This window comes from Shewanella sp. SACH, assembly GCF_001887095.2.
In the GTDB taxonomy this organism is placed as follows: domain Bacteria; phylum Pseudomonadota; class Gammaproteobacteria; order Enterobacterales; family Shewanellaceae; genus Shewanella; species Shewanella baltica.
Window position 1 is genome coordinate 1,205,711 of the sequence record NZ_MPDG02000002.1, and the last position, 22,617, is coordinate 1,228,327.

The 22,617-nt window shown below is 44.8% G+C and carries 18 protein-coding genes; 13 read left to right on the forward strand and 5 right to left on the reverse strand.

Going from position 1 to position 22,617, the window contains the following annotated elements; translation table 11 throughout:
• Positions 1-232 precede the first annotated feature (232 nt).
• From sugE to BM607_RS13225, 4 genes are all read left to right on the forward strand, one after another.
• Complete coding sequence (sugE, locus tag BM607_RS13210; RefSeq protein WP_012089635.1) at positions 233-547, forward strand: quaternary ammonium compound efflux SMR transporter SugE; 315 nt, start codon at positions 233-235, stop codon at positions 545-547.
• Between the two features lie 207 nt (positions 548-754).
• A complete protein-coding gene (gene gndA / locus BM607_RS13215; protein WP_063884913.1) occupies positions 755-2,281 on the forward strand; it encodes an NADP-dependent phosphogluconate dehydrogenase in 1,527 nt (508 codons plus the stop codon).
• A gap of 753 nt (positions 2,282-3,034) precedes the next feature.
• On the forward strand, positions 3,035-5,149 hold the full coding sequence (locus BM607_RS13220; RefSeq protein WP_071939609.1) for a S8 family serine peptidase: 2,115 nt from the start codon (positions 3,035-3,037) through the stop codon (positions 5,147-5,149).
• A 10-nt stretch (positions 5,150-5,159) separates the two neighbouring features.
• Entirely contained in the window at positions 5,160-5,624 is a 465-nt protein-coding gene (locus BM607_RS13225; protein WP_071939608.1) for a hypothetical protein, read from the forward strand.
• A 47-nt stretch (positions 5,625-5,671) separates the two neighbouring features.
• Here BM607_RS13225 and BM607_RS13230 read toward each other — a convergent pair whose 3' ends face one another.
• Positions 5,672-6,574 carry a LysR family transcriptional regulator gene (locus BM607_RS13230; protein ID WP_071939607.1) on the reverse strand — a complete coding sequence of 301 codons (903 nt, stop codon included), beginning with the start codon at positions 6,572-6,574 and terminating at the stop codon, positions 5,672-5,674.
• A 162-nt stretch (positions 6,575-6,736) separates the two neighbouring features.
• On the opposite strand from BM607_RS13230, the gene BM607_RS13235 reads away from it, so the two are divergent.
• Both BM607_RS13235 and BM607_RS13240 read left to right on the forward strand, forming a co-directional pair.
• Positions 6,737-7,219 (forward strand): DoxX family protein, encoded by a 483-nt coding sequence (locus BM607_RS13235; RefSeq protein ID WP_011847229.1) that lies wholly within the window; start codon positions 6,737-6,739, stop codon positions 7,217-7,219.
• A 61-nt stretch (positions 7,220-7,280) separates the two neighbouring features.
• The gene (locus tag BM607_RS13240; protein ID WP_071939606.1) at positions 7,281-8,096 is read left to right on the forward strand and encodes a class III extradiol ring-cleavage dioxygenase; all 816 of its coding nucleotides are present in this window, start codon (positions 7,281-7,283) and stop codon (positions 8,094-8,096) included.
• 157 nt (positions 8,097-8,253) lie between these two features.
• Here BM607_RS13240 and BM607_RS13245 read toward each other — a convergent pair whose 3' ends face one another.
• A complete protein-coding gene (locus tag BM607_RS13245) occupies positions 8,254-9,129 on the reverse strand; it encodes a 1,4-dihydroxy-2-naphthoate polyprenyltransferase (RefSeq protein WP_006082311.1) in 876 nt (291 codons plus the stop codon).
• Between the two features lie 366 nt (positions 9,130-9,495).
• Here BM607_RS13245 and BM607_RS13250 point away from each other — a divergent pair, with 366 nt between their 5' ends.
• The 4 genes from BM607_RS13250 (at position 9,496) to BM607_RS13265 (ending at position 16,568) form a co-directional block, all read left to right on the forward strand.
• Complete coding sequence (locus tag BM607_RS13250; RefSeq protein ID WP_071939605.1) at positions 9,496-10,434, forward strand: SDR family NAD(P)-dependent oxidoreductase; 939 nt, start codon at positions 9,496-9,498, stop codon at positions 10,432-10,434.
• Positions 10,435-10,674: 240 nt separating this feature from the next.
• Positions 10,675-11,541, forward strand: a complete 867-nt coding sequence (tesB, locus tag BM607_RS13255) for an acyl-CoA thioesterase II (RefSeq protein WP_071939604.1) — start codon at positions 10,675-10,677, stop codon at positions 11,539-11,541.
• Between the two features lies 1 nt (position 11,542).
• Entirely contained in the window at positions 11,543-11,944 is a 402-nt protein-coding gene (locus tag BM607_RS13260; protein ID WP_006082308.1) for a YbaY family lipoprotein, read from the forward strand.
• Between the two features lie 727 nt (positions 11,945-12,671).
• Positions 12,672-16,568 (forward strand): S8 family serine peptidase, encoded by a 3,897-nt coding sequence (locus BM607_RS13265; protein WP_071939603.1) that lies wholly within the window; start codon positions 12,672-12,674, stop codon positions 16,566-16,568.
• 96 nt (positions 16,569-16,664) lie between these two features.
• Here BM607_RS13265 and BM607_RS13270 read toward each other — a convergent pair whose 3' ends face one another.
• Complete coding sequence (locus BM607_RS13270; RefSeq protein ID WP_012587291.1) at positions 16,665-17,546, reverse strand: LysR family transcriptional regulator; 882 nt, start codon at positions 17,544-17,546, stop codon at positions 16,665-16,667.
• Positions 17,547-17,698: 152 nt separating this feature from the next.
• On the opposite strand from BM607_RS13270, the gene BM607_RS13275 reads away from it, so the two are divergent.
• Positions 17,699-18,946: an MFS transporter gene (locus tag BM607_RS13275; RefSeq protein ID WP_071939602.1), complete on the forward strand. Its 1,248-nt coding sequence runs from the start codon at positions 17,699-17,701 to the stop codon at positions 18,944-18,946.
• Between the two features lie 277 nt (positions 18,947-19,223).
• Here the strand turns inward: BM607_RS13275 and BM607_RS13280 are convergent, their stop codons facing one another.
• Positions 19,224-20,162, reverse strand: coding sequence for a LysR family transcriptional regulator (locus BM607_RS13280; protein WP_006085514.1), 939 nt, complete (start codon positions 20,160-20,162; stop codon positions 19,224-19,226).
• 96 nt (positions 20,163-20,258) lie between these two features.
• On the opposite strand from BM607_RS13280, the gene BM607_RS13285 reads away from it, so the two are divergent.
• Together BM607_RS13285 and BM607_RS13290 are read left to right on the forward strand one after the other, a co-directional pair.
• The gene (locus BM607_RS13285) at positions 20,259-20,693 is read left to right on the forward strand and encodes a DMT family transporter (RefSeq protein ID WP_012197364.1); all 435 of its coding nucleotides are present in this window, start codon (positions 20,259-20,261) and stop codon (positions 20,691-20,693) included.
• 9 nt (positions 20,694-20,702) lie between these two features.
• On the forward strand, positions 20,703-21,152 hold the full coding sequence (locus tag BM607_RS13290) for a DMT family transporter (RefSeq protein ID WP_012197363.1): 450 nt from the start codon (positions 20,703-20,705) through the stop codon (positions 21,150-21,152).
• 82 nt (positions 21,153-21,234) lie between these two features.
• On the opposite strand, the gene BM607_RS13295 is transcribed toward BM607_RS13290, so the two are convergent.
• A complete protein-coding gene (locus BM607_RS13295; protein ID WP_012089626.1) occupies positions 21,235-22,614 on the reverse strand; it encodes a sigma-54 dependent transcriptional regulator in 1,380 nt (459 codons plus the stop codon).
• Positions 22,615-22,617: the final 3 nt, after the last annotated feature.

A 22,617-nucleotide genomic window follows, 5' to 3' on the forward strand; every position in this document is an offset into this window, starting at 1 on the left:
TTATTGAATGTTTTTGTTACTCAATTGCATTATTTTGAGTTGTTTATATGCGGGAATTGAGCATTAGCAATTGTTTAATTGATCCATTCAACTAAAACCACCACTAGAAGCAATGTATATCTATGGAGATTTTAGATACACATCACTGACGACTTTGTATTCTCACCGGCTTAGGGACGACCCTAAACATGCCTTAATTTGGTAGGGGACGACCCCTAATTAGGAGTTCACTATGAGTTGGTTCTTATTAGTCCTTGCGGGTTTATTCGAAATTGGTTGGGCCATAGGGCTTAAATATACCGAAGGTTTTACACGTTTGTGGCCAAGTATCTTTACAGTGGCGTCGATGGCTGTGAGTGTTGTACTACTAGGACTCGCGGTTAAGCAACTGCCTATCGGTACGGCTTACGGCGTGTGGGTCGGTATTGGCGCTATGGGCACTGCTATCGCGGGAATTATCCTGTTAGGAGAAGGAGTTAGCTTACTTAAGATTGCCAGTTTGATACTGATATTACTGGGCGTTTTAGGGCTTAAACTCGCAAACTAAGTTGTCGATATACGTGCTAATACAAGTATCACTTGGGCTAAATTCTAACTAACCCGTTTCGCAATACGGGATTGGCAATCTCACTGCAATCGAGATTGCCAATCGTATGCATCGCCTTTTCTCTCTGGTAATTAAGTTACAAAGATCGGTATAATTACCCCTCAAAATTGGTTAGCTCTAACCTCTGTGACCCGTGGGAATTATATAATGCAAAACCACAGCAATCTTAATGATATCGGCGTAATTGGCCTTGGCGTTATGGGTAAAAACCTCGCGCTAAACATCGCGGATAACCAATATCACGTCAGCGCATTTGACCTCGATCCTGTTAAAGTTAATGGTGTTATACAGCAAGAAAAACAGGAACGCGCTGGACTCGAACCTCGCATTCTTGGCTGTGCTAATCTTACCGAAATGTTAGCCAGTCTCACAAAACCCCGCATTCTTGTGCTTTCTGTTCCCGCGGGTGCCCCCGTCGATGGTGTCTGTAGTGCCTTGATTTCTGCCGGAATTGAGTCCGATGATATCGTTATCGATACTGGTAACAGCCTATGGACTGACACTGTTGAGCGTGAAGCGCGCTACAAAGGTCAGTTTGTATTTTTCAGCTCTGCGGTTTCGGGCGGTGAAGTCGGTGCGCGTTTCGGTCCATCACTTATGCCAAGCGGCGATATCGATGCATGGCATCACGTTGCACCTATTTGGAAAGCTATTGCCGCTAAGGTTGATTCAAGTACAGGTTTACCCATAGAGCGCTTCGAACCGGGTAATCCAGTGACAGAAGGCGAGCCATGCACGACTTATATTGGTCCTGCGGGTTCTGGCCATTACGTGAAGATGGTGCATAACGGTATTGAATACGCAGATATGCAGTTGATTTGCGAAGCCTATCAAATGCTGCATGACGGTTTAGGCATGAGCGCTGCAGAAGTGGGCGATGTGTTTGAACGCTGGAACAAAGGCAGCTTAAACAGCTATTTGATGGGGATCAGTGCCGAAGTCTTAAAACAGGCCGATCCATTAACGGGTAATCCGTTGGTGGAAATGATCTTAGATAAAGCGGGCCAAAAAGGCACGGGTTTGTGGACGGCCGTGAGCAGTTTACAAATTGGTTGTCCGGCACCGACGATTGCTGAAGCTGTATATGCTCGCGCCGTAAGTACCCAAAAATCCTTACGTTTACAACTTAGCCAGAAATTGGCTGGGCCAAATGCACCTGCTATCGATGAGGCGCAAAAAGCGCAGTTGATTGAAGCCCTTGAAAGTGCGTTATATTGCGCGAAAGTGTGTTGTTACGCGCAAGGCTTCCAGTTGATGGCAATGACGGCCCATGAGCAAAAATGGCAGTTAGACTTTGCTGAAATTGCAAAAATTTGGCGTGCGGGTTGTATTATTCGCGCGACGTTCTTGCAATCAATCACTCAAGCCTATGAAGACAATGCCGAGCTTAGCAATCTGTTGATGGCTGACAGTTTTGCGTCAGCCTTATCTGAAAAGCAAGGCCTATGGCGCACTGCGGTAGCGACAGCGGTAATGCAAGGCATTCCAGCGCCGTGTATTAGCTCTGCACTGGCGTATTACGACAGTTATCGCTGCGAAACATTACCGGCGAACTTGCTCCAAGGTCAGCGTGACTTTTTCGGCTCCCATACCTTTGAGCGTATCGATACGCCAGCTGGCGAGAAATATCACTTAGATTGGAGCGCCAAAGAGCGCACTTTAGCTAAGGTCTAATGTTCGTGAAAACTCGTATATAGTATTTTATAAAGACCCTCACTATTGAGGGTTTTTTTATGCTTGCACGAAATGACAATTAACTCATTAGCGCCGAAGATAATAGTTTATTTCCGCAATAGCCTATTACTTTTCGAGATTTACCTTATGCCTTGGGTTATAAAGTTAAATATGAGTCAGTAAGATCAAGTTGATGAATTCTAGTCTTCTGAGTATGGTTAGTGATACTTATATGTATTCTCTCTTTTCAATCCGCCATAAGAATAGTTTTTAATAATATTGCTGTTCGGCATTTAGACTAAGTATTTTTTTCATACTAGCTTTAGCGTATTTATTTCTCACATTAATAGGTGTTTCGTGCTGTAAAATATGCATCTTTCGTAAAGGTGTAACAATTTATTTTAAATTTTAAAAATTCTACTAAATAGCTTTTATTAACTTAAATATTAATGGTTTTATATTAAAATTTTGATTTTGTTGAAATTATTTTATTTTTGCAAATGAGATGCTAAGGTTGTTGCTATTTTTGCGCATGGATGGTTAGCCCACATTAAATCTACTTTTCTGTTTATTGTTGTTTTCATTTTGATTACTTGTGTGTTAAAAGATGTATCACCATCAAATGCTAATATTGGTTTTTTGGTGGTTAAATAATAACTAAAATAACAGTATTTAATGCGGATAAAAGGCGAGTGAATTCTAGCTATCCAATATTAAATTATAAGGTGTAATGACAAGAAGGAATGTCTATCTATGCGTATGTCCATTGTTGCATTAAGCATCACGGCCGCCTTATTGGCAGGTTGTGGAAGTGACAAAAAGGCTCCACAGCCTGTCGCTAAGGTCAACACAGCACCAACAACTGCCGATATGACCATTGATGTGTCGCAGTCTCTATTATTCACAGGCAAATTAGATGCGACTGATGCCGAAGGTGGTTTGACTTACTCTTTAGTTGATCCAACTGAGTTAAAACTAGGTACTTTGATCCTAGTTAACAAAAGTACAGGTGAATTTACTTATTCTTCCGATGCGAGTGAAGGCTCTGAAGTTGTCAGATTTAAAGTATCTGACGGTCAGTATCAAGCAGAGGCAAGCTTAACGATTCATATCAGAAGTGGCGATCCCTTATATGCTTATCAATGGCATTTGAAAAACACGGGGCAGAATTCTTTTGCATTGAATCGTGGTATTGCTGGCGAAGACATGAATGTCAGTGACGCAATTTCAAAGCAAGTTATGGGTCAAGGCATCACAGTTGCCGTTGTGGATGATGGCTTGGAAATTTCTCATCCCGATTTAGTGAACAATACTGTTAAGGGAGGATCTTACAATTTGATCACGGGTTCAGTTGACCCAACTCCTTTTTCTGGTGAATCAGGTCACGGTACTGCAGTTGGCGGGATTATCGCAGCAGAAGGTTGGAACGGTATTGGTGGTCGTGGGGTCGCCCCAAAGGCACAACTAATTGGTTTTAACTTCTTAGATTCCGATCCGACAGGTAAAGTGACAAATGTTCAAACATTTGAAAACTTTACAAAATCACATGGTGCTAGTGCCTACAGCGATAGTGCCCGTGTTTTTAACCAAAGCTATGGTTACAGCGTGCCTTTCCCGCACGGTTTTGAAGAGGATGAATCTGAAGTATACCGCGATGTGACGACTCAAAGCTTTGATGGTAAAGGCAGTATCTTCGTTAAATCGGCTGGTAATGGTTATGACTACTATCGTTTCAGTACGTTCTGGCTTCCAGGAGATTACTTTTCTGCCACAGCTGAAAACCCTGCTAACCATGGATTGCCTTTCCATAACTCAAACATGTCCAGTGATAATGCAAACGTCTACAACTTAGTGGTTAGTGCTATCAATGCTAAAGGCGTGTTATCGAGCTATTCATCTGTAGGGTCTAATATTTTTGTCACTGCGCCTGGTGGCGAATATGGTGAAGTTAATCCAGCGATTGTGACAACAGATCGTGTAGGTTGTGAGAATGGATCTGCGATTGCAGAAGATCGTCCAAGCACACCGTTCCACGGTGGGTTACATCCTTTAAACTCAAACTGTGATTACACTTCAACGATGAATGGTACCTCATCAGCTGCACCAAATACTTCAGGTGCAGTCGCCGTGATCATGAGTGCAAACCCAGATTTGTCGTGGCGCGATGTACGCAATGTTCTTGCCAAGACTTCAACCAAAGTGAATGCTGATATTGCGGCCAAAACCGTTACTATTGGTGAGGGCGATGCTGCTCAAGAATATGTTGCTATTCCGGGATGGCAACAAAATGCTGCTGGTTATTCATTCCATAATTTTTATGGTTTTGGTCGAGTTAACGTAAGCGAAGCGGTAAAATTGGCTAAATCCTATGCTGAGGATTTAGGTGAATACGTAGTAACTGAATGGCAAGCAAGCCAAGAATTGGCAAAAGCTATTCCTGATGCGGACGTCAATGGTGTCAGTGATACTCAAGTGGTGGCGGATGATTTAGTGATTGAAGCTGTACAAATCGAGTTAACTGCAGATCACTTACGCCTACCGGATCTTGCTGTTGAGCTAATATCTCCAGCAGGAACGAAAAGTGTATTAATGACACCTTATAACGGTTTGGTATATCAAGGTGTAATGGACAAAACAGATCCTGAGGATCTCATTACAGGCTTTGATGCGACGCCTATGCTGTCTAATGCTTTCTATGGTGAATCATCTAAGGGAGAATGGACTATCAAGCTTATAGATGTGAATAGTGGTAGCTATAAATTTATCAAATATGACCAAGGTTATATCTCTATTCCCAATGAAGCTGATGGAAAACTTAAAGGTTGGTCAATTCGTTTCCATGGCCACGCTGCCAAGTCTGCATCTTAAGGAGTATTAAATGAAAGCGTTGAATTTATCATTAGTTGCAGTTTCTCTTGCGTTATCTGCACAAGCTATGGCACATGACAAAGTTGATTTGGTTGAACCTCAAGGCGAAACACCTGGCGTCACAATCAGTCGTGCTGAGTTTTTGGGTACTGACAGCCAATATTTTGTCAAAACTGACGCTGGCGTGAAGCAAGCAAAACAGTTGACGAAAGGACAGAAAGTGGTGACTCAATCTGGTAAGCCATTTGCAGAAATGACTGGCAAATTGGTTGTTAAGCTTAAACCTGGCGTTTCAGCTGAGGATTTTGCAAAAGCTCATGGCCTGAAAGTGGATTGGCAGAACAAGAGTAATTTACTCTTGTTAGCCGCTGAAGACGGCACAGATCTCATCAACTTAGTGAACGCGATTAAAGCGTCCCCTGAAGTTGAACGAGCTAAGTTAGACCGTGCCATTGCCAAGCAAGAAATACAGTAGTTTTTCGTTTGATTAAAAAGGGCCTATTGGCCCTTTTTACTTTGGAATTATGCATTACATTCATCTACAGAAAAGGCGATCAGCTTTTGCCAGAGTGCTTGGGCGACAGGGCCCAAAGGTGAGTGGGGTTTTCGCATCACATAGTAATCGAGTTGAATGTTGTTTTGTCTTTCGCGTAGATCCAGTGCGATTAATGCACCTTGTTTGAGTGAATCTTCAATCATATAGTGCGGCAGTTTGCCCCAGCCCATGCCACTTTGAATAAGCATTTTCTTGGTATAAAAATCATTAACATACCAACGTCGTTGCCCCGCCTGTACCCCAAACTCAATATTCGCAGTGCCTGAGCCCGTATCTTGGATCACGATTTGATATTCGTTAACGAGCTCTCGTGCGTAGCTCAGTGTCGGATGACGCTCAAGCATGCGCGGCGCGGCGACATCGAGCAGGCTACCGGAAAAAAGATAGGCTAATTCTAAATGGCTCGAACGTATGGGTTCAATTCCGCCCGCAGAGATGATGATTTCAGCTTTATCTTGATTCAACGCTTCGAGTGCACCAGTTAAAAATTCTTGTTTGAGAATAATTTGGGTATAGGGGAACTCATTTTGAGTCAGTTCTAAAATCGGTAGAATTCGAGCGAGATTGAAAGAAGCTTCAAAAGCTAAAGTGATACTCGCTTCGTTGCCTTTGGCTAAATGTTTCGCGACTTGCTTCATTTCCTGCGCTTCATTGAGTACCCGCTGGGTATGTTGCAGCAGTTTTCGGCCTTGCTCTGTGATGGCGAGTCGATAACCTTCACGGTTAAATAAGATGAGGTCGAGTTGAGATTCTAACTGTTTGATACTTTGACTAATGGCGGGTTGGGTTTTATGTAGCTTGTCACTGGCGGCTTTGAGCGAGCCCGCCTCAGCCACGGTTTTAAACATCAGCAGTTGGTCTAAGGTCACTGGGATTGCTCGCAAGTCATAAATTATTAGTTTATGAGATATTAGATTTTATTCCATATTTATTTATCTTTTATCGGCTCATAATCTACTCCATTCTCGCTCGTCGTCTGCGCATTTATGCCCAAGACTGACGGCAATATTAAGATCAATGGGGTGTGTGCGATGCGATTTTCAAACTTATGTGGTGCTAAGGGCTCAAGTATCAATGGCTTAGTTGCTGAGGCCGATACGCAGAAGCTATTCCTTTGTGCCAATACACTCAATCGCGCCGCCGCAACCGTTACACTGGCGATGAGCATAGTGTTTTTTATCTCGGGATTTGCCAAGTTATTTGGCGTGCCTATGTTCCATGTTCCGTTTACTTTGATGAATCTTCCCACCGGATTTGGCTATTTTATTGGTTTGATGGAAGTGATTGGCGCCCTTGGATTGTGTCTACGTGACTACCGAGTGCTATCGGCGAGCGGTTTGCTGGCGATTATGATGGGGGCGATTTATTTCCACTTTAACTATGAAGCGGCGATTAATGCACTGCCAGCATTGAGTTTATCGGCTGGACTCTTTCTAGTTATCAAACTGGATGAAATTATTGAGCGTTTAGTGCAATTTCAGCGGCAGTTGGCGCTAAGTCGCTCCGCATTTTAAGTGATAAAAATAGAGTCTGAAGTCAGTCGTACCGATATAAGTTAATCAACAAGAGAAAACCATGATGCAAGTTAAAGCGAGTCGTATGCCTGTGCTATTTGTGCCCCACGGTGGTGGCCCAATGCCTTTGCTAAATGATGCCAATCATAAAGAGTTACGTGCTTTTTTAACCTCAGTGACCGCGCCCATTGAAACCCCTAAGGCGATTGTGCTGATCACCGCCCATTGGGAAGATTCTGTGGTGACCTTGTCGAGTAGCCCTAAGCCCGGCATTTTATATGACTACTATGGTTTTCCACCCGAAGCGTATCAGCTGACGTATCCTGCACCGGGTGAGCCAGAATTAGCGGCGCAGATTGCGAATATGCTCGCGGATAAAGGTATCGCCGCCCGCTTAGATAGCGAACGCGCATTTGATCACGGTACCTTTGTACCACTTAAGTTGATGTATCCCGAGGCGAATATTCCAGTAGTGCAAATGTCGTTAGTCCACAGTCTCGATCCTGAAACCCATATAGCGATTGGCGAAGCTTTAGCGCCGCTGCGGGATCAAGGGGTATTGATTGTGGGCTCTGGCATGTCGTTTCACAATATGCGGGCGTTTTTCTCAAGCGATCCCACGGTCCAAAGTCGCAGCGCAGAGTTTGACTATTGGCTGACGCAAACATTAACCGCAAGCGTGAACACTGCCGAGGCCAAAACAGCATTGACTCACTGGCAAGCCGCCCCTGAAGCGCGGTTTAGTCATCCGCGGGAAGAACATTTATTGCCTCTGCATGTGTGTTTCGGCGCTGGTCACAGTGATTCATCCCAAGCGCTACGTAACTTTAACGGCATTTTATTAAATACACTGATCTCAGGCTATATCTGGCAATAATCTGATGTTGGATTTGTGTCATTGAACATGGCAGTAAACCTAAGATTAAGCATATTCAGCCAATAAAAAAGGTTCGTATCCTCGACAGATACGAACCTTTTTTGTATTCAGTATTAAGCTTTTAGCGGCTTATAGCATTAGCCTAGCGGCTTTACTCTTATGCGGTAAACACTAAACCCACGCTAAACAAGGTACTGAAAATCATGGTTAACTTAGCCGTGCGGCCGAGTAACGGATTTAACGCTTCACCAGACACCGCATAGAAATCGCTGCTGAGTTTACGGGCGATAAGCAGTGACAAACCCGCGAGCAATACTGGTAACCCAGGTAAAATACCCAGTAGAAAGCCTGCAATCACTAAGCCGAAGGGCAGGTAAATCAGCGCTTGATACAACACTTTTGATTGTGCTTCGCCGATACGTACTGCCAGTGTGTGTTTGCCCGCTTGGGTGTCGGTACGAATATCGCGGGTGTTATTCACCAGCATGATAGCCGCATTGAACAGCCCAATGGCGCAGCCTAATAACCAAGCATTGATTGTTGTATCGCCCGCCTGCAGATAATAACTCCCCACGACAGCGACTAATCCAAAAAAGATAAAGGCCGCAACTTCGCCCAGCCCATGGGAAGCGAGGGGATAGGGGCCACCACTGTAACCGAGTGCACCTAAAATGGCTGCCGCGGCGAGAATCGCGATAGGCCAGCCTCCGTGCCAAATTAAATAGGAACCCACAGCAAGTGCCATTAATAGGCAAAATATCATGGCATTGCGGACGCTCGTTGGTGGAATTAAACCACTTTGCGTCACGCGAACGGGTCCTAAGCGTTCGGCCGTGTCTATGCCGTTTTTAAAGTCAAAATAGTCGTTAGCGAGATTGACGGCAATTTGTAATAGCACAGCGCACAGCATAGAAGTAGCAGCGATTAACCAGCTGTAACTCTCAAGATGCAGGGCGAGAATATTGCCTATCAATAGGGGACCTATGGCCGCGGGTAGCGTACGGGGTCTTATAGCTAAAATCCAAGGATTCATGGCGTCCAGTCGTTATTGGTAAATGGGAATGGTATCGAGCAAGGGCTCAATTAGCGCATAGCATAACAAGATTTAACACGAAAGTGAGCACTATCTAATAAACGCATTTAACAGAGTTTGAATTGGCGCACATATGTTCACTGATGTAGACGGAGATTTGTCGTCAAGCTCAAAGAAAATCAAAAAAGTCTGTGTTTCTATAGCTGATGTTGTTGGAGACGCTGCACCGCCCAAGACATAGGCGTAACGCTAAATCCTATGTTCAACTGGAGATACCACAGGTGCTAGTCGCCTTATGCGGGTTGTTTTTGAGCATTCATTGGCTGCGTTTTGCCGCTACTGTTATGCCGATAAGGATATATTTGGATGCGTTTCGATAATAAGGTGGCGTTAGTCACTGGGGCGGGAGCAGGGCTAGGTCGAGCCTATGCCATTATGTTAGCTGAGCGGGGCGCGAAAGTGGTGCTCGTTGATCAGCCGTTATCGTCATCCGAGTCTATTTCTACCGACAGCGCTCAAACAATGTCGGCCAACTTAGCATTGATGCAAACCTACTGCAGCATTATTAAACTCGGCGGCGACTGTCTCTACTTTGTGCTTGATGTTAGCCAGCGGGATGAAGTAAACCGCATGGTCGAAGAAGTGATCCTACGTTGGCATCGCATTGATATCTTGATTAATAACGCGGGGATCTACGGTGCTTGTCCGTTCGAGCACATTAAGCTTGAGCAGTGGCAACGGCAATTGGATGTCGATCTCAATGGCAGTTTTTATCTGACGCAAGCCGTTTGGCCCTATATGCAACAACAGGATTATGGTCGGATCATGATGACGACGGGAGCTTCGGCCTTATTTGGTGATTTGCATCAAGTCGGTTTCAGCGCGAGTAAAATGGCGCTGGTGGGCATGGTGAATTGCTTATCGATAGAAGGAGAAATTCATAATATTCGCGTCAATAGTTTATGCCCACAGGCCGTCACAGCGATGACAGCCAAACATTTAGCAAGTGCGATTCAGCCGTTATTTTCCTTTGAGTCATTAACCGCCACAACGGCTTTTTTGGTGAGTGAACAGGCGCCCAATGGTCAACACTTGCTCGCAGGTGCGGGCAGCGTCAGTCATGGCATGTTTGTCGAGTTTCAGCCGATGTATTTTAATGAGGGGCTTTTTACGCCAGATAATCTCGCGCAGCAGTGGCCCCAGCTATACCAATCCTTTCCTGTTACTTTGCACTCCAGTGGTGAGGATAAAGTCTTGTCTTGGTCTCAGTTAAGCGCGCTAGAACACCATATTAAAATTGATTGATGAGTGACACTGTTACCCATAACTCAGCCCATGATCTCTGTTATTAAACCGCGTTAACGGGTCAAGTAAAACCCTTCGCAATACGCAGATGACACCCGCACTGAACTTGAGTCAAGCCTCGTTTAAATCCTGTATCGTGGGAGTGATGATTTCATTGTGAATAATCGATAGAAGACTGGTCAGCTTAAGGCGAACTGAGTTACCCTTTAGCATTAATGGCTAATTATGCAGTAGGATCCCATGAGTCAGGTATTAGACGATCTTTTATCATTACTTTCCCTTGAGCAAATTGAAATCGGCCTCTTTCGTGGTCAGAGCCAAGATCTGGGATTTGGGCATGTGTTTGGTGGTCAAGTGATGGGGCAAGCGCTGAGCGCCGCTAAACAAACTGTCCCCGCTGAGCGTAAGGTCCACTCATTACACTCCTACTTTTTACGTGCCGGTGACGAGAAGTTACCGATTGTGTATGAAGTCGAAAATATGCGAGATGGCGGCAGTTTTAGTGCCCGCCGCGTGAGTGCAATTCAAAAAGGTCGACCGATTTTCCATATGACCTGTTCCTTCCAAGAACCTGAAGAAGGATTTAGTCATCAAGCGATGATGCCGCAAGTACCAGGACCTGAAGGTTTATTGAATCAGCAGGAATTAGCGCTGACGATGCGGGATAAAGTGCCGCCGAGCATACTCGAAAAGTTTATGGCCGATGCGCCCATTGAGATGCGACTGGTTAATCCATTACATCCCTTTGCGCCCAAAGAAACCGAGCCGTACCGTTACGTGTGGATGAGGGCCAATGGTCCCATGCCAAATGACGCCCATATTCATGAATATTTACTCGCCTATGCCTCGGACTTTAACTTTCTCGTGACAGCGGCTCAGCCCCACGGCGTGTCGTTTTTAAGTCCTGGAGTGCGCATGGCGACGATAGATCATGCGATGTGGTTCCATCGCCCGATTAATATGGGAGAGTGGTTGCTTTACAGTATTGATAGCCCCAATGCCAGCGGTGGCAGAGGTTACGTCAGAGGGCAGTTTTTCAATCAACAAGGTGAATTAGTGGCTTCTTCTACCCAAGAAGGCCTGATCCGCATGGTAAAAGGACGTTAATATGTATCTGAAAATAAAGTCGTTTGTATTGTTCTCGCTCATGGCTATTCTACTCAATGGCTGCGTGACGGTGAAACCTGAACCCCCGATTATTATCAATGGCGCAGCGGGTTATTTAGAGAAAATTCCCTTGCCTCAAGGTTGCCAAATCACTATTGCAATTATTGATTTGAATACCCCGGGTATTATCGTCGCACAGAAAACCTTTAACATCGCCAGAGCGCCAGTGCCGTTTAAATTTACGCTGCCTGCAAAATCGATCGATAAGAGTATCCAATATGGCGTAGTGGCGATGATCAAGTTCCAAGACCAAGTGATCTTCCAAACCTATGACAGGTTCCCTGTCGTCAATAATGATAAGTTCACGACAGAAGTGTTAATGAAGGCGGTCATGGCGAATTAATCACTCCTAATTATTGCCTGCGCATCATTTTTGTATTGCTGAAGATGTAGCCCTTTCAATTTATATTGGAAGGGCTTTTTTGTGGTTAATATTCGGGTATCCATGTTGTAAATGTAAAATCAAATATGATTTTGCTTTACACAGAGCTAAGAATATTAATGCATAAGTTAGTCTTTTTTATAAGGAGTGCCATTTTGTAAAAACGGCATTCACACTAATTTTGTTTATAATAAGTTAAAGATAAGTTCAGTTTGTGTTTTATTTTGTTTTCGCAAATGTTTATTTTGTAACGGATATTTTTTACGAATAACAATATTTTTACGGTCACCTGTTCTGTTTTTTTAGTGCACTATCTTGGTGCTCCAAGATTTAAGTGTTCGAATTAATATACTGATTTTAAATAACTATTTATATTTCACGTTTTTTGTTTATGAGCTTTAATTTACCTGCTATTCAACCTTCGAAACAATCTATTTCTCTTTTTTAAGATAAATAGAAGCTGATATACGATTTACTGAATATCGTTCTGTTAACTTAATGTTTTAATTTGTATCTTTGCGTGTTACAAATTGTCGCGATAAAACTCAGTGATCATCATCACAGTAAATTGAATGGTTATTCATAAAAAATGTCAGTTACAGGTGACGTTCTTGGTTGTTGCAGTGTGTTCATGCCACCAACCTGAGTTTTATAAATCATACAACTTATAAGAATTAGGGAAGTCACAATGAAAACTAAAATAGCACTAGCAGTGTCTATGGCGCTGCTATCGTCGGCGGCAAATGCGCAAACCGTTTTATCACCTACGGGTGAAACCTTGCAGTTAGATATTCCAAGTGAACTACAAGCCACATCATTACGCGGTAATGCTGCCGGGGCTGAAGTTAAGTTTGTACCAGAAGCGGATTTAGGCGAGGGTGAATTTACTTATATCGTTCGTTTACGTGACAGTTCAGTCGCCAATTATCAAGGAACGACTCCTGGCTTTAAAGCGACGAGCTCACAGAGAGTACAGACAAGTGGCACTTCAAAAGTCGCTGTAAATGGCAAACTCGATGCTTCAAGACCTGAAGTTAAAAGTTATGTTAGCTATTTGAAAGTCAAACAAAACCGATTTTTAGCTAACGCGAGTGCGGCTATTGGCACCAATCTGCAGCCATTAACGACCTATCAGTATGCGTTAAACGGTATGGCGGTTCGCATGACTCAAGCTCAAGCGAAGAAAATGGCTGAGTTACTTGAGGTTGCGTTTGTTGAGCGCGAGCGCATGGAACAAATGGAAACCGACGTCAGCCAAGCGCTTATCGGTTCTCCAAATGTATGGGATGGCAGTGCAACGGGCACGAAAGCCATGGGTGAAGGTGTGATTGTCGGTATTATCGACTCAGGCATTAACTCTGACCATGCTTCATTTGCGGATGTTGGCCAAGATGGTTATGACCACACTAACCCATTAGGTCAAGGCATCTATATTGGTGACTGTAAAACTGATTTCGCCAGCATGTGTAACGACAAACTGATCGGTGTCCGTAGCTATCCAGAAATCACCAATAACTTTGATGACGTTAAAGTGTATGGTGACACCCCCCCGGCAAAAAATGGTGAGGATTACGGCGGACACGGTTCGCACGTTGCTAGTACAGCAGCGGGTAACATTTTAGTGAATGTCCCTTATGTGCAAGGTGAAACGGGTAAGTTAGAAGGTGATGGTATTGCGACGGGTCTTGAATTTGCGCAAATCTCAGGTGTTGCACCACATGCAAACATCATTGCTTATCAAATCTGTAATCCGGGTAATGCGGGCGACACTTATTCTGGCTGCCCGACCGCACCTATTTTAAAAGCGTTAGACGATGCAATCAAAGATGGCGTCGATGTGATTAACTTTTCAATCAGCGGTGGTGGAAATCCGTGGAATAGTGCAACAGAGCAAGGTTTCTTAGCTGCGCGTAATGCGGGTATTTTTGCTGCCGTTGCTGCGGGTAACACACGTGCCGCGACAAATACTAGCCCTGCTATTAATCAAACACCTTACTCAACGCCTAAAAATGCGCCTTGGTATACTTCGGTTGCTAACTCGACCCACAATCGCGACATAGTTCGCGCCGTTGAATTTAATGGTAAAAACTACCACTACACTGCTGGCTCTGGCCCGGTTCAAACTGAAGTGCTCAAAGGTGTACCTGTTTATGCTGGCACAATCGATGCCGCTAATTTTGAAGCCTGTAAACCATTCGCTGCGGATGCTTTTAAAGACAAGATCGCTGTTTTAAGACGCGGTACTTGCTCATTCGATATTAAAGTCGCTGCGGCGATGAAAGCTGGCGCTAAGGGTGTGATTGTTTTCAATAGAGATGGTGAAAATAATGCGCGTCTGACCATGTCTGGGCTAGATAAATTGGATATTCCAGCGGTATTTATTGGCGATATCGATGGCTTAGAACTGATTGCTGCTATGGCGGCAAATCCAGCGCTTGAAATCACGCTGTCTCCAACCCCTAAAGTCATCAGTAAAGAAGCGGATATTTTAGCTGCCAGCTCCTTGATTGGACCTAACCTGACTAACGATTTACTCGTGCCTTATGTTGCTGCACCGGGTAGTGATATCTACGCTGCTTATTCAGATCAACAGTTTGGCCATGATAAGACTGGGACTGATCCTGCTGATTTCACGTTGATGTCAGGTACTTCAATGGCGAGTCCTCATGTTGCCGGTGCTGGCGCGTTACTTAAATCGCTGCATAAAGATTGGACCCCAGATAACATTCGTTCTGCGCTAATGATGACAGCAACGACAGCCCAAGCCATGAAAAAAGCCGATGGTAAAACCGTTGCAGATCCGTTTGACGTAGGCGCAGGCCGTATTCGTGTGGATTTAGCGGCAAAATCTGGCTTAGTGATGGATGAAAGTGCCTTAAACTACGAGATTGCTAACCCTACAACAGGTGGCGATCCACGTAAGCTAAACATTCCAAGCATGGCTGATTCACGTTGTATCGATACTTGTACTTGGACACGTACTGTCACTGCAACGGCTGATGGTAGCTGGACTGCAAAAGGCGTTTCCGCAACGGATAAATTCGCGTTAACTGTGACGCCAGAAAGCTTTAATCTCAAAAAAGGTGAAAGCCAAACTATCACAGTGACAGCGGATGTGACTGACGTAGGTGCAAGTTGGGGCTTTGGTAACTTAGTATTAGCTTCGGAAGCCTTCCCAACGGCTAACATGCCGATCGTTGCTAAGATTGCTAAACGCGACTTACCTGCGGTTGTTAATGTTTCAGCCTCACGTGATGCCGATGAGCGCAATTTGGCTCACTTGAAAGCAATTGATCTACCGGGTGTTGCGGCGACAGTGACTGAACTTAAGTTAAGCGCTACTTATGAATCAAGTGTGAAACAGGATTCAAATACCGATAGTGCATTTGATGATTTGGCCGATGGCGTAAAAGTATTTAGCTTTAACGTTGAAGACAAAGCGTTATATTTCAATGCATCAATCGGTAATACCACCTCTCCTGACTTAGACATGTTTGTGATACTCGATAAGAAAGATGGTAGTAAGCTTTCTATCGCGGCATCTTCTGCGTTTGGTGGTTCAAAAGAAAGTGTGTCTATTAAGGACCCAGTGAAAGGTGAGTATATTGTCGTGATACAAAACTATCAGGCATCTGCAGCCGATGCGGATGATGCTTTTAGTTTGAAACAAGTGACCTTATACGATGAAGCGGGTGATAACTTAACGGCAAATCTTACCGGTGATCATAAAGATTTCAACGTCAACTTAGCGTGGAAACAAGCGATGTTAGTGGGCGATGCAGGCTTGGCAATGCTGACTCTGACCACTACTGATGACAAAGTCGCACCGGTTAAAATTCCGGTTATATTTGAGCGCGTCAGTGATGATGTTTTACCGCCTCTAGGTAGCACTGTTTCTGGCGAGTTAACGCCAGGCGCCGCTAAAGTGATGAAGACCCGTGTCGAAGCGAACAAAACGCAAGAAACCCGCGTTTACACCTTAGAAGCGTTATTACCAGAAGGTCATGAAGTGGCTAATATCAGCCATCAAGGTACGCAAGTGGGCAATAAGATCACTTGGACTATCGAGATGGCCTCTGGTGCCGCGGCGCAAGATGTGACGTTTGACTTAGTGCCACGTAAGGCAAGCCAAGACAACCTTGTGACTTTGACCAACAAAGTGAACAACGAGTCGGCTGAAATCTTGAAGCAAGAATATCAATTTGATGTTCCAGAAGTGGCGCCAGTGGCAGTGATTGAAGCACCGGTATCTGTTCAAGAAGGTAAACCACTGTTTATCGATGCGAGCAAGTCATCCGATGCCAATAATGATCCATTAACCTACAAATGGACTCAGTTAGGCGGCGCGAGCTTTAACTTTGACGCTAATGCAGCCAAGCTTAATCTAGTGGCGCCAGAAGTGAGTGGTACAGCTCAAACAGTGTCATTCCAACTTACTGTCGCGGACAACCATGGCAACAAAGATTCAAGTGTCGTGTCTGTGTCTGTGACTGAAACACCAGCTAAGAAAGATGATGGTGGTTCATTAGGTTGGTTAAGCTTGTTATTGCTACCGTTTGCCTTTGGTCGTCGTAAACAAGGCTAATCGCTCAGGGTTAAATCGAGAGGTTTAACAGTAATTAAATAGTAAAAGAAAAGGGCTGATATTGATATCAGCCCTTTTTGTTTTAATCGATTGAGGTTAGCGATTACTCATCAAAAAATCGACAAAGGCACGGTCTGCTTGACTGACGGGGCGTTGTTTTTTCCATGCGATATGCAGGTTTAAAAATACCGGTGGATCGAAGGGTTTAGCTAGAATGTCATCTTTTGAACTTATTGCCATTTCGAGCACGCTGGTGATCCCAAATCCTTGGGAAACAATCTGTTTGATAAGGTTGATCAGATTAGTCTCGAAGGCAACATTAGGCTTTTTCCCCAGATCCTTGGCTTGCGATAGGATCCACTCGCGGTGGAAATAACCAGTCTTGAACATGACTAATTCATGATCGAAAAAGTCATTGAGACTGACGGCGCTATGTTCCGCTAAAGGATGTTCGGCTCCCATAGCGATCACCATTTGCTCACGGATCAACAGCTGACTATCAAATTCGGGTTGCAGGTCTTGGGCGGTAATGATCGCAATATCCACTTCTTCCTGTTGTAACATACGCAACGCGTCGCGCGTCCCGCCTTCAAACAGTGATAGTTTTAACTCGGGGTATTTATGCCGAAAAGCCATTAAGCGCGAGGGCAGGTAGAAAGACCCCAGCATGCCCGGCACGGCAATGCGGACTTCCCCCGAGGTGAGATTGGCCATGGCACGGATTTGCGCTTCGGCCTGCTTAATCTGTTTCAGGATCAAAGTGGCATGTTGATGCAAGACTAAACCTTCGGCCGTGAGTGCGAGCAGCTTGTCATTCTTGTTGCTCGTACGATTGACTAAAGTCACGCCGAGTGCGACTTCTAAGCGCTTGATACTTTGGCTTAACGCCGGTTGGGCCATATTCAGTTTCTTGGCTGCGGCGGTAAAGCTGCCAGTACTGGCAAGGGCATCTAAATGTTTGAGTTGGCGGATATCCATCAATCGGGCCCATACTGTTGAATAGTGGCAAGGTCGGTGCGTTGTGGCTATAACAAAAATCAATGATAGCGATAGATATTATCTATTATTGTTATGTTATGCCCAGTGATAACCTTTGTCTATCCTATGAGTGATGCTTTGTCGAGGCTCCTGTGCAAGCCGTGTTAGATACTATGATTGATCATAAACAGCGTGATACCCGACTGATGTGGGCGCTATGTGTTGCCTCTGTGGTGGTGTATATCAACTTGTATCTGATGCAAGGCATGCTGCCGCTAATTGCGGAGCATTTTGCGGTATCAGGGTCTAAAGCGACGTTAATCCTATCGGTAACCAGTTTTTCCTTGGCCTTTTCATTGCTCTTGTATGCGGTACTGTCAGACCGTATCGGTCGACACACACCGATTATTGTCAGCCTGTGGTTGTTGGCGCTATCTAATTTATTGTTGATTTGGGCACCGGATTTTAATGGGCTAGTGCTAGTGCGATTGCTGCAAGGTGCATTACTCGCTGCCGTGCCAGCGATTGCTATGGCGTACTTTAAGGAGCAGTTGTCACCGAGCACTATGCTCAAAGCCGCGGGCATTTACATTATGGCGAATAGCATTGGTGGCATTGTTGGCCGTTTACTCGGCGGCGTTATGTCGCAGTTTTTATCTTGGCAAGAATCCATGTGGCTGTTGTTTTTAGTCACCTTAGCGGGCGTGGCTTTAGTGAACTATTTACTGCCTTCACTTGCCGATGCGCAGGCCATGTCAAAGAGTAAAACTGAGCCCTCTTTATCAAAACGCGCCCGTTTAGCCCAAGATCTTCATGGCTTTAGCCATCATCTCACCGATGCACAAATGCGCTTGGTCTACGCGATTGGCGGCTTAACCTTTATGATGATGGTGAATCAATTTAGTTTTATTCAGCTGCATTTGATGGCGGCGCCCTATGAATGGAGTCGCTTTCAAGCAACCTTGATTTTCCTGTGTTATTCCAGCGGGACTATAGCTTCGTATTTCACTGCGAAATGGCTCGCCAAATTTGGCCAACATAAGTTGTATCAGTGGTCTTGGTGCGTGATGTTGCTCGGCAGTTTACTGACCCTGTTTGATACCACTTTAACCATTAGCTTAGGTTTTTTGATGACAGCCTGTGGCTTCTTCCTCACCCACAGTTGCTGTAATTCTTTTGTCGCAATGCGGGCCAGTCGCGATCGGGCTAAGGCGACATCACTGTATTTATGCTGTTACTACTTAGGCGCGGCGATTGGCGGCCCTTATTTGATGATGTTCTGGCATGAGGCGCAGTGGCGCGGTGTGGTTATGGGGTCGTTAACCTTACTGGCCTTGATTGCCTTGGCCATCACCCGTTTACATTACCATCAAACCAATGACGTTCGTGCGCTTGCATAGGCTTTGAGAGTGCTATTGTTGTTAAAGCAATAAAAGTAAAAAAATCGCTAAGCTATTATATCAAGTGATTAAATTAAATGAATAAAGGCCAACATCAACCGTTGGCCTTTATTTTTGGTGTGGGTCTTTTAATAAGTTGACTCAAACCTGCAAACCTTACTGGTTATGCTAAATTTGGGGCTGAGGTTCATGCCTTGAGTCTTATGGTCAATATTTAAGCTCACCCATTAAGCGTTCTGATTTAATGTATCTGTTGCGGTTTAAGTGCAGCGATTCATTAACCTTGATATTTCCAATAGGGCGGATTGCCATACACCTCAAGAAAGTAGTCAATCACAGCGCGGACATTCAATGAGGGAGTGCGGGAGTTTGGATAAATGGCAGTAATGTAATGCTGATCAATTTTTATCGCTGATTCGCAGTCCGTGAGCAATGAAATAAGTTGTCCATTTTTAAGAGAGTCACCGATTAACCAGTCAGGAAAGAGGACGATTCCCATATCATTTAATGCAGCTATGAGTAATGTTTCCGCATTATTTGAGGTGAGGATTGGGGTGATAGGCTGATGCAGCCATGTCGTCTTGTTCTTGTTAAAAAACCAGCGATTTTGACCCGAAGATCCGCTATAGACTAAGCATTGATGGTTTTTGAGATCGGCGGGTTCAGTGGGCATGCCATGCAGTGCTATATACGCTTTGGACGCCGCAAGATGATAGGTTTGGCTTCCCAGTATTCTTGAGTGGAGCGATGAATCAACCAAAGTGCCAATACGAAAGATAATATCGGCGGCACTAACATGCGGGTCGATATAATCGTCAGTTTGTGTGAGCTCCACTTGTACCTGTGGATATCGCCTTAAAAACCCCGCTAACCAAGGCGCAATATGTCGCTGCCCGAAAAAAACCGGGGCATTAATTCTGATCAATCCCTTAGGTTCTATCGTCCTATCTAATAATTCATTGCGGACTTCATTCAGTTGATCTGCCATGGAACGCGCATATTCAATGAAAATCCTGCCCGATTCCGTGGGTATTATTGCTCTGGTATTTCGATAAAACAGCTGCTGTCCAAGAGAATCTTCTAGTTGGCTGATGACTCTGGAAATCATCGAGGGAGAGACCCCTTCCTTTCGAGCCACAACAGAATAGCTTTTGCTGTCATAAACGCCGATAAAAAACTTTAACGCTCGCATGTTGATTGAGTTTATATCATTCATTTTTGCAAATTCTGCATAGGTGTTTCCTGTATTGTCTCATTTATTGGTTTTATCGACTAGGGTACTCTTGCTGCCCTTAATCACAGGAGCTTATGTATGCAGTTTTTAATGATTTTTTTTGTTGTGCTAGGAGGGGCGGGATTATCCGTTGAAGCGGGCCTCCTAGGACCTTTAGGTGCTGAAGTCGGGGAGTTATGGGCAACCTTTAGCATTTTCGGTGTCGGCGCAGCACTCACCTTTATCTTGATGCTGTTTTTCAGTCCTCGAAATAGTCCCTCATTTTTCGCGCAACCCTCTTGGACATTAACGGGCGGCGTGCTTGGCCCGATTTACGTGGTGATACTCACGATCGCAACACCAGCAATTGGAATTGCTATGACAATGATAGGCATTTTAGCGGGCCAAGTTGCGAAGAGTTTGCTGATTGACCACTTCGGTTTATTTGGTACAGCACATAGACGAATTGATACTAAACGTATTGTGGCACTGCTATTTATCGTCGCAGCATTAGTGCTGATGGCGCAAAGTTAAGGGCGAGTTATGACATTGATTATGATTATGTTGGCTGTGATTGGCGGTGCTACCTTGAGCATGCAAGCAGCAATAAATGGACAGCTGGGGAGTAAAGTGGGGGTGTTTCGCAGTGCATTTTTAACTTTTTCGACTGGAGCCTTGATCACTGGATTGTTAATTTTTTATTTTGAACCACCTCAAGCAGTGACACTGTTGGATGTGCCTAAATGGCAGTTATTAGGTGCAATGTGTGGCGTGCCTTATATCGTTATCATGGTGTTAGCCGTTCAGCGGATAGGTACAGCTGTCGCAACCGTTGCTGTTATTTTTGGACAGCTACTAATGAGTATGTTGATTGATAATTTTGGCTGGTTTGGCAATGAAACGATTCACTTTTCTACAAGTCGAATCGCCGCCGTAATCTGTTTGGCGATCGCACTGTATTTTATACATTCAAGTAATAAAACATCGACGTAATACGTCATTCAGACTCGTTTTTATGCTGTTGTAGCGAACCCAGTTCAAGCAGGGTTCACTACTATCTTGTCATCGAAATGAGCTAGTCATCGGAGTTAATGTATTGCTTGCGGTCTAAATCGTATTTTCGCATTTTGTCGTAGAGGGTTTTACGGGGCAGTTCCAGCTGCTCCATTGTTTGCTTAATGCTGCCCTTGTTGTGGCTAAGCGCTTCTTCAATCAGTACCCGCTCAAAAAACTCTACCCTTTGTAGCAAGGACATACTCGAGTGCAGGCTTGGGGTATTGCCCAAAGTGCCAGCAAAGGCAGCTTCTCCGCCGAGCAGTACAAAGCGTTCGGCAAGATTACGTAACTCACGCACATTACCGGGCCAGTCGTGGGAGGTGAGTATGGCGTTTTGCTCGGCATTTAAGGCAATAAGCGCTTTGTGATAGCGTGCCGATGCGACGCGGGCAAAGTGCAGGAACAGCAAAGGAATATCTTCACGGCGATCCCGCAGGGGAGGGATAGGCACAGTCACCAGATTTAAGCGATACAACAAGTCTTGGCGAAATTCCCCCGTGTCACACAGGCTTTTTAAATCCACCTTAGTGGCGGCAATCACCCGTATATCAAGGCTGATGCTTTTGTTTGACCCTAAGCGTTCAACTTTACGATCTTCAAGTACCCGCAGCAGTTTTACTTGCAGCGACAGTGGTGTACTTTCAATTTCATCTAAAAATAATGTACCGCCGTTGGCGTATTCAAACTTACCAATGCGCATCTTATCGACGCCGGTAAAGGCACCTGCTTCGGCGCCAAAGAGCTCACTTTCAATTAAGTTTTCAGGGATCGCCCCACAGTTGATGGCGACAAAGTTGGCTTGGCTGCGGCTGCTGTGATCGTGTAAATAGCGGGCGACGAGCTCTTTACCTGTGCCTGTTTCACCTTCGATTAACACATCAGCTGGGGTATCTATCACTTGATCTATGATGTGGCGCATGCGGTTGATGCCGACGCTGTTACCCAAAATGCGAGGGCCTGGTACGCTCTGACTTTCGAGATCCTTTTTAAGCTTACGGTTCTCTAGGGTCAGGCCGCGTTTATCTAAGGCGCGCTTGACCACATCGAGTATATGCTCGTTATTAAAAGGTTTTTCGAGAAAGTCGTAGGCGCCTTGCTTTAAGGCATTGACCGCCATGGCGATATCCCCAAAACCTGTCAATAACACAACGGGGAGATCGGGGTCCTGCAGGCGGATTTGTTGCATTAAGCTGATGCCATCTAATTGCGGCATGTTGACATCCGATATCACCATTCCCGCCCAATCCTTATGCAGGAGTTTAGCAATCCCTTTAGGCTCTGTGGTGGCGAGTGCCTTAATGCCCTCAAGTTCAAATAGCTGAACGAGAACTGTGCCTATGTGCGGCTCATCGTCGATGATGAGAACAGAATAATCTTGGATTGAATTGGGCACACTCATGAG

What these genes read in the sequence shown, in the direction of transcription:
- sugE (WP_012089635.1), top strand. Translation starts at nt 233, where the DNA reads ATGAGTTGGTTCTTATTAGTCCTTGCGGGTTTATTCGAAATTGGTTGG.
- gndA (WP_063884913.1), top strand. Translation starts at nt 755, where the DNA reads ATGCAAAACCACAGCAATCTTAATGATATCGGCGTAATTGGCCTTGGC.
- BM607_RS13220 (WP_071939609.1), top strand. Translation starts at nt 3,035, where the DNA reads ATGCGTATGTCCATTGTTGCATTAAGCATCACGGCCGCCTTATTGGCA.
- BM607_RS13225 (WP_071939608.1), top strand. Translation starts at nt 5,160, where the DNA reads ATGAAAGCGTTGAATTTATCATTAGTTGCAGTTTCTCTTGCGTTATCT.
- BM607_RS13235 (WP_011847229.1), top strand. Translation starts at nt 6,737, where the DNA reads ATGCGATTTTCAAACTTATGTGGTGCTAAGGGCTCAAGTATCAATGGC.
- BM607_RS13240 (WP_071939606.1), top strand. Translation starts at nt 7,281, where the DNA reads ATGATGCAAGTTAAAGCGAGTCGTATGCCTGTGCTATTTGTGCCCCAC.
- BM607_RS13245 (WP_006082311.1), bottom strand. Translation starts at nt 9,129, where the DNA reads ATGAATCCTTGGATTTTAGCTATAAGACCCCGTACGCTACCCGCGGCC.
- BM607_RS13250 (WP_071939605.1), top strand. Translation starts at nt 9,496, where the DNA reads ATGCGTTTCGATAATAAGGTGGCGTTAGTCACTGGGGCGGGAGCAGGG.
- tesB (WP_071939604.1), top strand. Translation starts at nt 10,675, where the DNA reads ATGAGTCAGGTATTAGACGATCTTTTATCATTACTTTCCCTTGAGCAA.
- BM607_RS13260 (WP_006082308.1), top strand. Translation starts at nt 11,543, where the DNA reads ATGTATCTGAAAATAAAGTCGTTTGTATTGTTCTCGCTCATGGCTATT.
- BM607_RS13265 (WP_071939603.1), top strand. Translation starts at nt 12,672, where the DNA reads ATGAAAACTAAAATAGCACTAGCAGTGTCTATGGCGCTGCTATCGTCG.
- BM607_RS13270 (WP_012587291.1), bottom strand. Translation starts at nt 17,546, where the DNA reads ATGGATATCCGCCAACTCAAACATTTAGATGCCCTTGCCAGTACTGGC.
- BM607_RS13280 (WP_006085514.1), bottom strand. Translation starts at nt 20,162, where the DNA reads ATGAATGATATAAACTCAATCAACATGCGAGCGTTAAAGTTTTTTATC.
- BM607_RS13285 (WP_012197364.1), top strand. Translation starts at nt 20,259, where the DNA reads ATGCAGTTTTTAATGATTTTTTTTGTTGTGCTAGGAGGGGCGGGATTA.
- BM607_RS13290 (WP_012197363.1), top strand. Translation starts at nt 20,703, where the DNA reads ATGACATTGATTATGATTATGTTGGCTGTGATTGGCGGTGCTACCTTG.
- BM607_RS13295 (WP_012089626.1), bottom strand. Translation starts at nt 22,614, where the DNA reads ATGAGTGTGCCCAATTCAATCCAAGATTATTCTGTTCTCATCATCGAC.